Here is a 14,494-nt window from a genome sequence, read left to right as displayed (position 1 = left end):
GGGGCTCTCCCCGCCCCGCGATTTTCTGTGGACGGCTCGTATGTCAAGCGCGTCCTGAGGCCGCGGGGCGCGTCAGGAAGATGTACACCGTTACAGCAGTGGCGGTGAGAAGCGGCCAAATAATAAGGGGAACGGTGATCGCGCCGATATCCGCGAGTACACCCCCGAGAAGCGCAGCGAAGGGGACAGTGCCCATTGTCAACATTCGCATCGCAGCGCTCGCGCGGCCGAGGAACTTCTTGTCGACGACCTTCGCTATGTACGAGAACCCTGCGATGTTGGCGACGGTAAGGGTGAAAGCCCAACACGCAGATTGAACGAGGAAGAGGACATGAGCCCAGTTCGGGGTCATGAGTGCCAAAAGCGGAAGGCATGCCACGAGCGCTTGAATGATGGAGCTTGAAATGTAGAGCGTTCGTACCGGGACGGACTTCACGATCGCGGGAGCGAGCGATGCTGCGAGGATTCCTGCGATCGCCGACACTGTTCCGAGGATGCCGAAGGAGGGCATGCCAAGATCCAAGATCCTCAGAATGACGACGTTTACCATCGAGTCGCCCAAGGCGAGCCCAATGTTGCCAGCTGAAATCAGACACACGGCGCCGAGAAGAAAGCGATTACGACCAAGGATGCGGAAACCGTCGGTGAGCTTCTGAGAGAGGGGCCGTGTGTCGTTCTCGAGTTCAGACTCATCACTGCCATCGTCTGCGACGTGCGCGGCGCTGGCGTGATGAGTCGTGCTGTTGATCGGGGTTAGGCGCTGCAGAATACGCCAAGCGAAGACCAGAGCTAGAACGAAGAAGAGCGCGGCTGCTCCTGTTGCCGTAGTAGGGCCAAGGAACGCCAAGGTGAATCCGGCTGCTGCCGGTGCGATGACTCCTGCAATGGAGTCTGCCATTGCCATCCTGGAGATCGTAGTTTCTATCTGGCTGCTGCTTCCGGTCAGAAACGGCACTACGCTCGTTTGAGCACTTTCCGAGGCGATTGCGGAGATTCCGAGGAAGAAGACGAGAGCCATAAAAAAGACGGGACTCGTGAGCTCAAAAGCGAGTCCGAAACATAAGAATACGCCGAGCAGAACCTTGAGGGCGAGGGAGATGACCAGAATGGTTTGCGGCCGGTAGTGGTCGACCAGAAGTCCGATAGGAAGTGCCAGGAAGAGGGCAGCTCCCGACTCGAGAAAATCCAAAATGCCGATCTGCGTCGTAGAAAATCCCAGGAGCGAAATCGCGATAATCGCTATGGAGGAGTCAATGAATTCACGGCCGACGGCGTCACTCGCATTAGAAACTTGCAGGGACCGCAGGAGTCGTCGTTCCGAATTCTCGCGTTGCACGACTTTGCGCTCCCTTCACTCAGAGTAAGAATCGTACGCTAAAAGCGCTCTCCCCGCACCGAGATAGCCCCGGGCGGGGAGAGCGCGCGTGATGCAGAGTGCGTGTTTAGACGAACTCGATTGTCGAATCCGCGTGGCCGAGGATCAAGACGGGCGTGATCGCCTTGTAGCCCGCCGCTTCGATCGCCGAGCGGTCGAAGTCCACAAGAGGCTGGCCCGCGACGACGCGATCACCGTTCTTCACGCGCACCGTGAAGCCCTTGCCGTTCATCTTCACGGTGTCGAGGCCCACGTGGATGAGCACCTCGGCGCCGTCGTCGAGCGTGAGAGCCACGGCGTGACCCGTCGGGAACGCTTGCGACACCACGCCCGCGGCGGGAGCCACGACCTGGTTGCCGCTCGGGTCGATCGCGACGCCGCCACCGAGAAGCCGTTCGGCGAACGTTGAATCGGGAACATCCTCGAGCGGGACGATTGCCCCCTCGAGGGGCTGGCGCATGCGCACGAGCGCGAACTCGGGTTTGTCGGCAACGGTAGTTGCGGCAGGAGAAGCCGCGGGGGCGGCAGCGGAGCCCTCAGAACTCGCGACGGGTTCCGGATCAGCAATGCTTTCGGCCTCGGCGCGCGCGGGCGGTTCAATCGAACCGTCCATGAGCCCCTCCATCGCGTCTTTCACGAACTGGACGTTGAGTCCGTAGATCACCTGATAAAGGTTGCCTCCAGGCTTCATGACGCCAGTCGCGCCCGCGGCCTTGAGAGCCTGCTCATCGGCAAGAGACACATCGTTGAGGCTCAAGCGCAGGCGCGTCGCGCAGTTCTCGACCTCGTCGACGTTGCTCTTGCCGCCGAGCGCCTCGAGAAAACGGTGTGCAGTGAGGACGTACTTGTCGGCGCCGGTGGCCTGAGAGTTGCTTTCGTCATCGGTCTCATCCTCGTCGGCACCGCGGCCCGGGGTCTTGAGGTCCCACTTGAGGATCACGAAACGGAACACGAGGAAGTAGATCACGAACCAGATGGCGCCCATGAGGAAGATTGCCCACGGGTTCATCGCGAGGGGGTTCACCCACTGCAGCACGAGGTCGATGAAGCCGCCCGAGAAGCCGAAGCCCGAGCGAACGGGGAGGGCAGCAGTGACACCCATCGAGATCCCCATGAAGATCGCGTGGATCAGGTAGAGCCCCGGCGCAAGGAACATGAAGAGGAACTCGAGAGGCTCCGTGATGCCCACGAGGAACGCCGCGAACGCGGCGCCAATGAGGATGCCGCCCGTGGCCTTCTTCTTCGACGGCTTTGAGGTCACATACATCGCGAGCGCGGCGCCGGGAAGACCCATCATCATGACCGGGAAGAACCCGGTCATGTACTGACCTGTCACGCCACGCGTGCCGGTGCCTGCGAGGAAGTTGTTGAGGTCGTTCACGCCCGCGATATCGAACCAGAACACGGCGTTAAGCGCGTGGTGGAGACCGAGCGGAATGAGAAGACGGTTGAAGAAGCCATAGAGACCGGCACCGACCGGGCCGAGCGTAAGCATCCACTCGCCGAAGGCCACGAGACCACCGAAGACGAGCGGCCACACGAACATGAGCACGAGTGCGGCGACGAGAGAGAGGAGGGCCGAGATGATCGCCACCGAGCGCTTGCCCGAGAAAAATGCGAGGAAGTCAGGAAGCTCCGTGTCCTTGAATTTATCGAAGCTCCACGCTGCGATGAGGCCGCAGATGAGGGCCACAAAAACGTTATTGACCTTGCTGAATGCGGGGTCGACCTGCGCCACATCGCTCAGGCCCTGGAACTTCATGATGGTCTCGGGTTGGAGGAGAGTGGTGACCGTGAGCCACGAGGTCAGGCCGGCGAGGGCTGCGACGCCGTCGGCCTTCTTCGGCATGCCGATCGCGACACCGATCGCGAAAAGGAGCGGGATGTTATCGATCAGCGCGCCGCCCGCTGCCGCGAGGAACGCTCCGATGATGTTGTTCGGGTCGCCCGTGGCCCCCGCGATCCAGTAGCCAAGCCCCGAGAAGATCGAGGCGACGGGAAGTACGGCGACCGGCAGCATGAGTGACCTGCCGAGCCGCTGGAAGAATTTCATCAAGACGTATCACTCCAAGGGAAAGTGCGCATCCTTGCGCGAGGAACGCGGACGCGGTCACGCCCGAGGTAGGAATATACTACGGGGTTGGTAAAACGCAGAGATCAGCGTCGCCGTGCACGCGTGAGGTCCATGTCCCAAGAATAGTGCCGGGGAAGTTCCGGAAGATCCCATGAGGGGTTGGGGAAGAAATATTCGAAGCCCGCATTGAAGGGATAGCCCCAGGCCTCGATATCGCGTTCGGCCTCACGGCCCCACGTGCGAATCTGCTCCGTCATCTCGTGGCTGAAGTACCCGATTCGCTCGGCGCCCTCAAGTTCGTCCTCATCCTTGTAGTGGTAGTCGTGGCGGGGGAGCACCACGAGGTCGAGAACGAGATCGCGTGAGCGGACCCCCTCCTCAGTGCGCTCGAGGGGGGGTTCAAGGTTCACGTAGTAGCAGCCGAGTGTGCCATCGTCCTTATAGAACAACCACACCGAGTAGGGCTTATCGGGCAGGCCGATCATGAGAATGCCGTTGCCTGTCCACAGCTGCTTCGATTGGGTGCGGGGGGCAGTAAACATGCCCTCATCGCCGGCGCGCCTGAGCGGGGCGCCCGATTCAAGAACGGGGAGGAGAACCTCCGTGCCTGGCGCGATCCACACGACGATTCCGCGGTCATCATCAATGACGACGGTTCCCGGCCGCACGGTGATGGTCTCGTGCGCGTGCGTGTAGTACGTCCAGGTCACGTGGTCCCCGGCGGACCAACGCTTCTGGGTATTCATGACTCTTCCGTGGCCCCATAAGCCTCCCGGATGCTCCGCGACGGGCCGTTTTCGCGAAGTCATTTGTGCCCCGGAAGGGGAAACGAGTATGCCTCGAGCCTACCGGAGTGCGAGCACGTTATGCGAGTGTCATCCTTCACGGCGCGTCAAAGAGCGGTACCTGACGGAGGGAAAGGCGAGAGCGCTCAGCCCGAAAGCGAGGATTGCCCTTTAGCGAGACCAGGCATTCCACAGTTCGGCGTAGCGCCCGCCGAGCGCGACAAGTTCCTCGTGACTTCCCGATTCCACAACAGCGCCGTCGGCCATGACCAGGATTCGATCCGCCTCTTTCGCTTGTGAAAGGCGGTGCGCCACGATGAGCGTTGTGCGACCGCGTGCGACCTGGATCGCGGCCTGTTCGAGCACGCGTGCACCCGAACTACCTTCGTCGGCGGTGGCTTCATCCATGATGAGAATGGCTGGGTCCTGAAGCACAATCCGGGCGAGAGCGAGTTGCTGTCCCTGCTCTGCGGTGAGTTTCGCCCCCTTTTCACCGACCTCGGTGTCGAGCCCTTTGGGAAGGAGTCTCGCCCATTCTTCGGCACCGACCCGCGCGAGAGCGCTCCATAGCTCATCATCGCTCGCCTCAGCGTTCGCGAGGCGAAGGTCTTCGCGGAGAGTCCCGTGGAACACGTGGACGTCCTGCGAAACGATCGAGGCGTGAGAGCGCACGGCCTCGAGGTCCGCATGCGCGAGGTCGGCGCCGCCGTGGAGCACACGACCCCAGCGCGGGGTGAGCGTCCCCGCCATGATCGAGGCCAGGGTCGATTTGCCCGCGCCCGATGCCCCCACGAGTGCGACCGTTTCTCCCTCCTCGATCGATAGATCGATCGGAGCAAGCACGATCCGGCCGTTCTCGTGATACGAGTGGGCGACCCCCTCGAGGCGAATGGAGCCGTCCCTCGGCACTTCGGTCCCGGGCGAAGCGGCGGGGTCGATGGAGGTGATGACGCCGACCATGCGCGTAAGGCTCGCCGCGGCCGACTGCACGTCGTCGAGGGAGAAGATGAGCGACTGAAGGGGCCAAAAGAGCGTCACGATGTAGATGCACGCCGAGGCCACGAGCCCCACGGGCATGAGCCCTGCTTGGACGGTCGCGTACCCGATGAGCAGCACAAGAATGACGGCGAGGGTTTCGGGGATCATCATGATCCACACGACTTGCACGATGAGGCGGAAGATCCTCAGCACGAGCGCGTAGGCGGCGGCGCTGAGCGCACCAACGTGCCGCGTCTCGCGCTCTTCGATGCCGTAGGCGTGCACGGTCGGGGCGCCATTGATTGCGGCAAGGAGACCCTGTGCACGCGCGCCTTTTGCAATGCGTTCGACGCGATAAATGCGGTTCGTGCGCGGAAGGTAAAAGCGCAGTGCCCACACGTAAAAGGGAATGATCGCGACAACGAGAATGAGAAGCCACGGGCTGATCATGACGAGCGCGATGAACGTCACCGTGATTTGGAAGATCACCGTGACGAGCCACGGCACGATGTTGTTGACGGCTTTCGCGGTCACATCGACATCATCGGCGACTCTCGAGAGTGCGTCGCCGATGCCCGCCTGCTCCATCGTTTGCGTGGGCAGATCGAGGGCGCGGTCGATCACATCCTCGCGCATTCCCGCTAGGAGGCGCTGGCCGAGTCCCGAGATGAGGGCGCGTGAAAGAGCCGAGGCGAGCGCTTGGACGGCGCCCGCTGCGACGAGCATTCCGGCGATGGTCCAGAGCGCCTGAGTAGTTCCTCCGGTCGTGACCACGTCTACCGCGCGCCCCATGAAGTACGGGCCGAGTGCACCTGCAAGCGCGGCCATGATGGTTGCCGCAAGCATCCCGAGGGCGAGAGGAGTGAAGTCGCGAAGCCGGCCGAGTACGAATCGGCCGGTCTCACCGAAGGAAGCAATCGGAAGGAGCTCCGCGTGGCGCGAAAGCTGGCGCGCCACGTCGCCTTCGGCCTCCATCGAGGCGATCAGGTCGCGTTCGGCTTCGCTCGCAGTGTTTGCTGTGCGCGTGCTGTTTTCGCTCATCGTTGCACCACCTTCCGGTATGCCTCGGCGTGCATGAGCTCGTGGTGGGGGCCTTCGGCGCTTACCTCGCCGCCTCGTACGAAGAGCACGCGGTCGGCCTGATCGAGAAGCGCCGGAGCCTTCGCGATGAGCACCGTGATGCGGTCCTCGACCTTGCGCGCCTCGCGCACCCCTTGGGCGATTTTGTGTTCCGTCACGGCGTCGACCGCGGTCGTCGGGTCGTTGAGCACAAGCACGGGAACATCCGCCGCAAGTGCGCGTGCGAGAGCCAGGCGCTGGCGCTGGCCACCAGAGAGGTTCGCGCCGCGGTCAAGGATGCGCGTGTCGAGCCCCTCGGGCAGGATCCTCAAAAGATCATCTGCACCGGCTGATTCGAGAGCCGCGTGCGCCCAGGTATCGGGATCGTTCGTCGTGCCGGGTGAAGCGCCTGGAGCGGGGCGTTTTGTGTCGAGTTGCTCGCGCAGCGTACCATCGAAAAGGTCGACCGCGTGCGGCTCGATAAGGAGGCTTTCGCGCGGAATGTCGAGCGAAGAAAGTTCGCTGAGGGCGAGGCGGGCGTCGGAAGCGGATTCGGGAACGAGTGCGACGATCTGAGAATCGCGCACGGTCCCGAGAAGAGGGGTGGAGATCTCCCCGAGGCCCGGAAGACGTGGGGGAGCAGTGGGCTCCGTGCGTGCCGAAAGGGCCTCGGGCGAGCCGGCCTTGACGAGAGAATTGAGCGCGGGCTCGGTGATGCTTCGCCCCATTTCGCTCAGGAGCTGGCGGATGCGGCGCGCCGAGGTCGAGAAGCTCGCCCACCACACGGGCACGCCGGCGAGGCCCGCCATCATGCCCGAAAGATTGCGCACGAGACCCGCAATCGAGATGAACACGCCTACCGACATCGCGCCCTCGAGCGTGAGCGTACCCGAGGCGACGACGACCGCGGCAATCATGATCGAAGAGGTAAAGAGCATGAGGCCGTCTGAAAGACCTGAAAAGCGAGCGTTGGTGAGCGCGGCATCGAGGGCGGTGCGTGACCGAGTGCGATACGTGGTGCGGGCGCGAGTCTGCACGCCGAGGCCCTGCAGCACGCGAAGGCCGTGGACGAGGTCTGTCGCGGTCGCGGCAGCGTCGGCGGCGCGCGACTGCTGGTTGTCGTACTTTTCGGAGAGAATCGGGGTGACGACCCTCAAGATCAGCACTTGCAGGGCGAGGCTCGCGAACACAATGAGTCCCACGAGGGGATTCATGAGCGTGAGCCACACACCCGCGCCCACGACGGCGATCGACGCGGGCACCGCCCACGTCATCATGTCGAAGACATCGGGAGCGCGATCAGCATCCGAGGTCGCGATTGAAAGGATTTCCCCTGCGGGGCGATCGATCTGTCGGGACGCGGGGTCGAGGGCAGCCGCGGTGACGGCGAGGCGCAGATTGTGCTGCTCGCGCGCTCGGATCTCCATGATCGGTTCGAAAAATCGCGCCCAGCACCAGTTGGAGAGAAGCAGGAGTCCTGCAAGACCCACGGCACCGCCCGCGGTGAGCCAAGGATTGGCTTTAAGGATGCCGTGGTCGATCACGAGGCCGATCCCGATGGGGATGAACATATTGATCGCTTCGCTCGCCATCGCGAGCACCATGAACCACGTGAGTGGGCGCGCATTGCGGCGCACCATCGCGCGCATCACCGAGCGCTCACGAAGTTCGGTTCGGCTAAGGTGAGCCTCCGAAGCATGGCGCTTGTCTCTCGTGCGAGCACGGGTGTTTGTAGTGCTCATAGGCGTTTCGCTCATCCGTTTAAGTGAACGAAGAAAGGCGGGGTTGTGCAATCGGTTCTCGGAAAACGGACGGTGGCGTCTGACACAATGGGCCGGAATTGATTCGCCACGAAAGGAGTGCCACGTGAGCACCACGAATCGCGACGTTCTTCTTTACATCGACCCCACGTGCCCTTTCGCGTGGGTCACGAGCCGCTGGCTTCTCAACGCCGTGCAGGCACGGCCCGAGTTCACGCCACGCTTCTCGATCATGTCGCTGTACGTACTGAACGAGGGGCGCGAGCTCGACCCCGACTATCGGGCGGCGATTGACAAGACTCTGGACCCCGCCCACCTGTTCATGGCTGTGCAGCGCGAACTCGGCCAAGAGGCGTTCTCGAAGCTGTACACCGCTTGGGGCGAGCGTTTCCACGTCCAGGACCGCCGCGACGACTTCCTTGAGGTGGCGCGCGAGTCCCTTGAGGAAGCCGGAATCGATGCCTCGTATCTCGAGCATTGGGAGGGACGCACCTACGAGGCTGAGTTGCGTGAGGAGCAGGCAAAAGTTGAGCGCCTGGTAGGCAACGATGTTGGTACGCCGGTGATTTCCTTTGGCTCGGGAACCGCCTATTTCGGCCCCGTGCTCACCCGTGCGCCGCGCGGTGAGGAAGCCGGTGCGCTTCTCGATGGCCTTGCGTCGATGGCGAGCGTGCGTGGCTTCGCGGAACTCAAGCGCGCTCGCACCGGCGGCCTCGACTTCTCCTGACGTCTCCCACCGCTACAATCAATCACTCACGAAAGGGCTGTCATGCGCCTCCATATCGCCACTGACCACGCCGGCTTCGATCTCAAAAACCGGCTTATCAACGTTTTTGAGGGTAAGGGTCACGAGGTTGTCGACCACGGCGCGTTCGTGGTCGATCCGCTTGATGACTACCCGCCGTTTTGCTCGGATTGCGGTGAGGCGGTCGTCGCGGATCCCGGAAGCCTGGGAATTGTGATCGGCGGCTCCGGCAATGGCGAGCAGATTGCTGCCAATAAAGTTCAGGGCGTGCGTGCGGCCCTCGTGTGGAACGAAGCGACAGCGAAGCTCGCGCGCGAGCACAACGACGCGAACGTGATTGCCGTTGGCGCCCGCCAGCACAGCGAGGAGGAGCTCATCGCTCTCATCGAGACGTTCGTCAACGAGCCATTTTCTGGCGACGAACGTCATGTGCGACGCATCGGCAAGATCGCCGAATACGAGCAGACTGGCACGTACCAAGAGCGCTAACGAAAGGGCGGTGAGTGATGCCCGAGGGGCATACGATTCACCGGCTCGCGCGCGCGATGAACGCCGCATTCGGGAGTTCCCGAGTGCGGCTTTCCTCACCGCAGGGCCGGTTCGAGCAAGGGGCCGCAGAGCTTGACGGTTGGGTGATGGTGCGCGCCGAGGCAGCGGGAAAGCACCTGTTCATGGGCTTTTCGCCGCACGGGGACACCGAACCGATTCGGTTCATTCATATCCATCTGGGGCTTTATGGCTCGTGGACGTTCGCGGGCAGCGAGAGTTTCCACGAGGCGCGCGCGATCGGTGCGCCTCGAAGGGGGCTTGAGGTGGGGTCCGACGGCACCTGGGCCTCGATTGTGCCCGGGGTTAACGTCAGACTCCGCATTCGCGGAGCAGAGGGGCTCGCCGACCTGACCGGCCCCAACCAATGTCGCGTGATCGACGTTGCCGAGCGCGAGGCGGTTCTCGAAAGGCTTGGACCAGATCCCCTTCGCCGGGACGCCGATCCGCGTGAGTTCGTGCGGCGCATTAAGAAATCACGCCAAAGCATCGGTCAGCTCCTCATGGATCAGCGCGTGTGTGCTGGCATCGGCAATATCTACCGCGCCGAGCTCCTGTTTCGCGCGCGGCTCGACCCGTACGTGCCCGGCAATGAGCTCACGGTGCCGCTGATTCAGGCCCTGTGGGAGGATCTGGTGCCGCTCATGGCCTACGGCGAGCGCACGGGCCGCATCGTCACGACTCAGCCCGAGCATCGAAAAATCCATCGCGAACTCAACGAGCGCACGGTTCCCGTGTACCAAAACGGGGACGATGACCCCGCGAGTGTTCCGCGCGAGGAGTCGTTTTACGTGTATCACCGCCAGGGTTTCCCGTGCCGCGTGTGCGAAGCGAACATTCGCGACGCCGACCTTGCGGGGCGCGCGCTCTACTGGTGCCCCCGCTGCCAAAAGCGCCGCGTGCGGAAAGCAGGCTGGACGGAGGCGAACAGCGCGGCGAGCTGGGCCTACACTCGGGAGGGTGAATGAGATGACACGACACCCCAAATACGCGATGCGGACCCTTGCCACGAGGCCCGACGGAGCCCAACTTAAGGCCGCCCACCTCAGTTTCATGGACCCCGAGATCGTGTACTCGCTGTGCATGCTCCGCCAGGACGTGTTCATCATTGAGCAGGGGGTATCGAGCGAACAAGAGCTCGACGGGCTCGACCGCGAGGATTCCACCATCACCGTGTGGTGGGAAAAAGACGGCGAGGTGATTGGCACGATCCGCGTGTTCCCCGGAGAAGACTGCATGAGAATCGGTCGACTCGCATGCGCGAAGAGCGCCCGACGCGGCGGTTACGGCGGCGCCCTCATGGCCGCGGCGATCGACCTGTGTAAGGAACGCGAGAGCACCCAGAAAATCGTGATCCACGGACAGTCCTACCTCAAAGATTGGTACGAATCGCTCGGTTACGTGACCGTGAGCGACGAGTTCGACGAGGCCGGGATCGCGCATTACACGATGGAGTACCACCACCCGTAGGTGTTTCCAGGAGGAGCGACGATGAACACGAACGTGTCTGCCGCGCGCGCGGCCGGCGAAGAGAACGTCCAGCCACCAGCCACCCTTACGCTCCACCGGGCGAGCGCCGAGCCGTGGGCACTTGCGATTCACGGCGGTGCCGGAGGGCGCATCCTCGAGCTCGGCGAACAGGCCGACTACGAGAGCGGTATGCGCGAGGCGCACGCGGCAGGCGAATCAATTCTCGCCGCTGGCGGGAGCGCACTCGAGGCGTGCTGCGCTGCTGTGCAATCGCTCGAGGAGAACCCCCTGTTCAACGCGGGTCGTGGTGCGGCGCTCGCGAAAGACGGGCGCGCCGAACTCGATGCCTCGGTCATGGACGGGGCTAGCGGCCTCGCCGGCGCGGTTCTCGCGAGTCGGCATGCCAAGAGCCCCGTGCGTGCGGCGCGCGCCGTCATGGAACGCACCGACCACGTGATGATCGTCGATCCGCCCGCCGACCTTGTGCGTGACTGGGACCTCGAGGTTGCGGACCGCGCGTGGTTTGTGACCGAGCGGCGCCTCGCACAGCTGCGACGGCTGCTCGACAAGAAAGAGAGCGGCCCAAGGCACGGCACCGTCGGAGCCGTGGCCCTTGATACGAACGGCCACCTCGCCGCCGCCACCTCGACGGGAGGAATCAGCGCGCAGGATGTGGGCCGCATCGGGGACACTCCCGTGATCGGGGCCGGCACGTACGCGCGCGACGGACTCGCGGCACTGTCATGCACGGGGGAGGGCGAGGCCTTCCTCCGCGGCGTTGTGGCCTACGACGTTGCCGCGCGCATGAGGTATGCGACCTGCGACCTTCCCACCGCCGTCGCGGCCACCATCGAGGAGACCCTCACCGAGAAGGGCTCGAGCGGCGGTCTCATCGCGGTGTCGCCCACCGGGGAAATGGTCATCGCTCATAATTCGCCCATGATGTTTTCGGCGTACCGCGACGGGGCCGAGGTGTGCGTCCACCTCTAGTCACGAGTCGCGCCCCGCGTCGCACGCCCCAAACGGTGAGGGTGAAGAAAGCGACGCGATGAGCCCGTTTTCTCCACCCTCAACCACTGATTCCGACTACCGGGTGCGAGTGGCCTTCGACGGCGCGGATTCGTTCCACAGACGATCGAGCGCTGTCACGACGATCCACTCACCGCCCGCGACCCCCTCAACGTGAACGCTCTGGCGCACGACTTGCTCATCGGCGCGCACACACGCGAGAAGGTTGCGGCCATCCTCGAGTTCGGCGGGATCGAATCGCACACCGGAGACCCGGTAGATCGCGAAGCTCATCGCCTCAGAATGAGGGTGGCGATTGAATTCGACCACGGCATTGCCGCGCGAGCAGCGCACCTTGAGGCCGTTTGGCGTGCGCGGCGCGGCCCCGCCCATGTGAGCGATGACAGGCACGATCGCGGGATGTGTGTAGTGGCGGCGAACAACCTCGCCCATCGCACCGTCTCGCTCATCCCGCACTGACTTCGCCGAGAAGTACACATCGCCCTCGACACGCGGGTAGTCGCGATTGAAGTCGAGGTGGCGTGCCATTTCTCCCGGATCTTCGATTGCGCCCGAGGCCTGCTTATACATCGCTTGGCCAATGTAGAGTGCGACATCGGTGCCCTCGACGACATCGTTCCACCAGGGAACGAGCGCCGCGTAGTCAGCGACCTCGAGCCCGATCGGCCAGTAGATTTGCGGATTGATGTAGTCGACGAGGCCGTCTTTGACCCACGCGCGCGAATCCGCGCAAATGATCTCGTAGCTCTCCGACCCGCTCGTCGCAGAACCGGCAGGATCGCTCGTGTCGTTGCGCCAAATGCCGAACGGGCTGATGCCGAACTTCACCCATGGCTTGCAGGAGCGGATCCTCTCTCGCATCTCGCGGATGAAGAGCGTGATGTTCTCGCGACGCCAATCATCGCGTGAGGACGTGCCATCCGAGTAGCGCTCATAGGTCGCCTGGTCCGGGAAGTCCTTGCCTTCAACCTTGTACGGATAGAAGTAGTCGTCGAAGTGGACCGCATCGATGTCGTAGTGCTCGACCGAGTGCATGATCGCGCGTAGCGAGTGCTCTCGAACCTCAGGGATGCCCGGATCGAAATAGGTCTTCGTGCCGTACGCCCATGCCCACCCCTCGTTGACGAGCGCGGGGTGGTCGGGGACGAGGTGGTCGACGGATTCGGTCATCGACACCCGGAACGGGTTGTACCACGCGTGGAATTCGAGGTTGCGCTTGTGGGCCTCCTCGATCTGGAATGCGAGGGGATCAAATCCCGGGTCCTTGCCCTGTTCGCCCGTGAGGAACTGCGACCACGGTTCATACGGCGAGGGCCAGAAGGCATCGGCAGCCGGGCGAATTTGCGAAATCACCGCGTTGAGGTTGAGTTCTTTCGCCAGGTCAAGCCAGGCGAGGAATTCCGCTTGGGATTCCTCGACGCTGAGGCCGGTGCGGCTCGGGTAGTCGATATTGTCGGTGGAGGCGATCCACATCGCGCGAAACTCGCGTGCGCGTGGGGCCACGGCTGCGTCGGAGGCGCTCGGCTCCTGCGGTGAAGGCGATGCGACGGCCGGGACCGCACCGATCGCGACGGCGAAGGCGCCCGCGCTGGCGGCGCCGGAGAGGGTCACGAATGAACGGCGTGAAAGATGAGTCATGAAGGTCTCCTCGTTGAGATGCTCGTGACGGTGGAGAAACGACGTTAAGTGCCGAATGCGGGCCCTGACCTGCAGTATTCCCCACCCTGAAAGTGGAAGGGATGAAGCGCCGGTAGTGTGGGTTACCGCCTCCTCGCCGAAACCGCGGAATAGGTGCGCGCGAGCGCCTCGTGAGCCTCGTCCATGCGCGTTTGCGCGATGGCGACAAAGAGGAAATCTACGACGGTGAGCTGCGCAATCCTTGAAGCCGTCGCCCCTGAGCGAAGCTCCGACTCGTGGGCGTGGGTCAGCAGAGTGATATCCGCAAGGCGGGCGATCTCGCTCGACGGTGCATTCGTCATCGCGATCGTTGCCGCCCCCGCATCCTGCGCAATCGCAAGAGAATCGAGAATGTCCAGCGTTTCGCCGGAGTGCGAAATCCCGACCGCGACATCGCCGTCACCCATGAGCGACGCCGCAGGCAGGGCCTGGTGGGCATCCACATAGCTCGTGGCGCGCATACCGATGCGGGCGAGCTTTTGTTCGAGGTCCATCGCCGCAAACGCCGAGGCTCCCACACCGAACGTGACCACCTGGCGGGCTTTCGTGCACAGCGTCCGCGCACGCTCGAGTTCGCTGATGCTCACGGCATCGGCGGTATCGGCAACCGCGCGCGAATCGGCAAACGCCACTTTCTTGACGACGGCTTCGAGTGAATCCTGCGGATCGATATCGGCAGCAAGCGTGCTCGCGGCATGCTCATCGCCCCCCGCAATCGTCGTCGCGCGCCCGCGCGAAAACGCCAGGTCTTCACGGAACGCAGCCCTCAGCTCCCTAAAGCCGCTGAAGCCGAGACTAGTGGCAAGTCGCACGATGCTCGCCGGTGACGTGCGAGAGGCCGCGGCAATCTCGGCGATCGGCTGGGTGAGGGCCTCATCGGGATGATCCAGAAGGTAGCGGCTCGCGCGCGCGAGCGTACGCGACTCGCTCGTCGCGGCATCCTCGAGAGCATCGAGGACGCGTGCCGGTGGGCGCTGGGAGCCTTCGCTTGTCATG

12 protein-coding genes are annotated in these 14,494 nt (G+C 63.3%); 5 read left to right on the top strand and 7 right to left on the bottom strand.

What is annotated here, in order from left to right; genetic code table 11:
* Positions 1 to 43 precede the first annotated feature (43 nt).
* The 5 genes from NBW56_RS07385 to NBW56_RS07365 form a co-directional block, all read right to left on the bottom strand.
* On the bottom strand, positions 44 to 1,336 hold the full coding sequence (locus NBW56_RS07385) for an MFS transporter (protein ID WP_250258668.1): 1,293 nt from the start codon (positions 1,334 to 1,336) through the stop codon (positions 44 to 46).
* A 106-nt stretch (positions 1,337 to 1,442) separates the two neighbouring features.
* Positions 1,443 to 3,428 (bottom strand): N-acetylglucosamine-specific PTS transporter subunit IIBC, encoded by a 1,986-nt coding sequence (gene nagE, locus NBW56_RS07380; RefSeq protein WP_250258666.1) that lies wholly within the window; start codon positions 3,426 to 3,428, stop codon positions 1,443 to 1,445.
* 104 nt (positions 3,429 to 3,532) lie between these two features.
* On the bottom strand, positions 3,533 to 4,195 hold the full coding sequence (locus tag NBW56_RS07375) for a ribonuclease FAU-1 family protein (RefSeq protein ID WP_250258664.1): 663 nt from the start codon (positions 4,193 to 4,195) through the stop codon (positions 3,533 to 3,535).
* A 210-nt stretch (positions 4,196 to 4,405) separates the two neighbouring features.
* On the bottom strand, positions 4,406 to 6,253 hold the full coding sequence (locus NBW56_RS07370) for an ABC transporter ATP-binding protein (RefSeq protein WP_250258663.1): 1,848 nt from the start codon (positions 6,251 to 6,253) through the stop codon (positions 4,406 to 4,408).
* Positions 6,250 to 8,013: an ABC transporter transmembrane domain-containing protein gene (locus tag NBW56_RS07365; protein ID WP_250258661.1), complete on the bottom strand. Its 1,764-nt coding sequence runs from the start codon at positions 8,011 to 8,013 to the stop codon at positions 6,250 to 6,252. Before NBW56_RS07365 ends, NBW56_RS07370 begins: the two co-directional genes overlap by 4 nt.
* A gap of 124 nt (positions 8,014 to 8,137) precedes the next feature.
* Between NBW56_RS07365 and NBW56_RS07360 the strand changes: the two genes are divergently transcribed.
* The 5 genes from NBW56_RS07360 to NBW56_RS07340 are packed head-to-tail and all read left to right on the top strand — an operon-like array spanning position 8,138 to position 11,782.
* Entirely contained in the window at positions 8,138 to 8,758 is a 621-nt protein-coding gene (locus tag NBW56_RS07360) for a mycothiol-dependent nitroreductase Rv2466c family protein (RefSeq protein WP_150333443.1), read from the top strand.
* A gap of 42 nt (positions 8,759 to 8,800) precedes the next feature.
* Positions 8,801 to 9,265, top strand: a complete 465-nt coding sequence (locus NBW56_RS07355) for a ribose-5-phosphate isomerase (RefSeq protein WP_250258660.1) — start codon at positions 8,801 to 8,803, stop codon at positions 9,263 to 9,265.
* Between the two features lie 17 nt (positions 9,266 to 9,282).
* Positions 9,283 to 10,290 carry an Fpg/Nei family DNA glycosylase gene (locus tag NBW56_RS07350; RefSeq protein ID WP_250258656.1) on the top strand — a complete coding sequence of 336 codons (1,008 nt, stop codon included), beginning with the start codon at positions 9,283 to 9,285 and terminating at the stop codon, positions 10,288 to 10,290.
* A gap of 1 nt (position 10,291) precedes the next feature.
* Positions 10,292 to 10,792: a GNAT family N-acetyltransferase gene (locus NBW56_RS07345; RefSeq protein ID WP_250258763.1), complete on the top strand. Its 501-nt coding sequence runs from the start codon at positions 10,292 to 10,294 to the stop codon at positions 10,790 to 10,792.
* Positions 10,793 to 10,813: 21 nt separating this feature from the next.
* Complete coding sequence (locus NBW56_RS07340) at positions 10,814 to 11,782, top strand: isoaspartyl peptidase/L-asparaginase family protein (protein WP_250258655.1); 969 nt, start codon at positions 10,814 to 10,816, stop codon at positions 11,780 to 11,782.
* 96 nt (positions 11,783 to 11,878) lie between these two features.
* Here the strand turns inward: NBW56_RS07340 and NBW56_RS07335 are convergent, their stop codons facing one another.
* Both NBW56_RS07335 and NBW56_RS07330 read right to left on the bottom strand, forming a co-directional pair.
* Positions 11,879 to 13,459, bottom strand: coding sequence for a glycoside hydrolase family 10-like protein (locus NBW56_RS07335; RefSeq protein WP_250258653.1), 1,581 nt, complete (start codon positions 13,457 to 13,459; stop codon positions 11,879 to 11,881).
* Between the two features lie 122 nt (positions 13,460 to 13,581).
* Entirely contained in the window at positions 13,582 to 14,493 is a 912-nt protein-coding gene (locus tag NBW56_RS07330; RefSeq protein ID WP_065247557.1) for a MurR/RpiR family transcriptional regulator, read from the bottom strand.
* Position 14,494: the final 1 nt, after the last annotated feature.

Source organism: Dermabacter sp. Marseille-Q3180 (genome assembly GCF_940792985.1).
In the GTDB taxonomy this organism is placed as follows: Bacteria; Actinomycetota; Actinomycetes; order Actinomycetales; family Dermabacteraceae; genus Dermabacter; species Dermabacter vaginalis.
Note: the sequence above shows the minus strand (reverse complement) of the source record. Positions and strands in the feature narration are given on the sequence as shown.

Bases quoted from the DNA above. Each gene is read 5' to 3' on its own strand.
- nagE (WP_250258666.1), bottom strand. From the start codon at position 3,428: ATGAAATTCTTCCAGCGGCTCGGCAGGTCACTCATGCTGCCGGTCGCC.
- NBW56_RS07375 (WP_250258664.1), bottom strand. From the start codon at position 4,195: ATGAATACCCAGAAGCGTTGGTCCGCCGGGGACCACGTGACCTGGACG.
- NBW56_RS07370 (WP_250258663.1), bottom strand. From the start codon at position 6,253: ATGAGCGAAAACAGCACGCGCACAGCAAACACTGCGAGCGAAGCCGAA.
- NBW56_RS07365 (WP_250258661.1), bottom strand. From the start codon at position 8,013: ATGAGCACTACAAACACCCGTGCTCGCACGAGAGACAAGCGCCATGCT.
- NBW56_RS07355 (WP_250258660.1), top strand. From the start codon at position 8,801: ATGCGCCTCCATATCGCCACTGACCACGCCGGCTTCGATCTCAAAAAC.
- NBW56_RS07350 (WP_250258656.1), top strand. From the start codon at position 9,283: ATGCCCGAGGGGCATACGATTCACCGGCTCGCGCGCGCGATGAACGCC.
- NBW56_RS07345 (WP_250258763.1), top strand. From the start codon at position 10,292: ATGACACGACACCCCAAATACGCGATGCGGACCCTTGCCACGAGGCCC.
- NBW56_RS07340 (WP_250258655.1), top strand. From the start codon at position 10,814: ATGAACACGAACGTGTCTGCCGCGCGCGCGGCCGGCGAAGAGAACGTC.
- NBW56_RS07335 (WP_250258653.1), bottom strand. From the start codon at position 13,459: ATGACTCATCTTTCACGCCGTTCATTCGTGACCCTCTCCGGCGCCGCC.
- NBW56_RS07330 (WP_065247557.1), bottom strand. From the start codon at position 14,493: ATGACAAGCGAAGGCTCCCAGCGCCCACCGGCACGCGTCCTCGATGCT.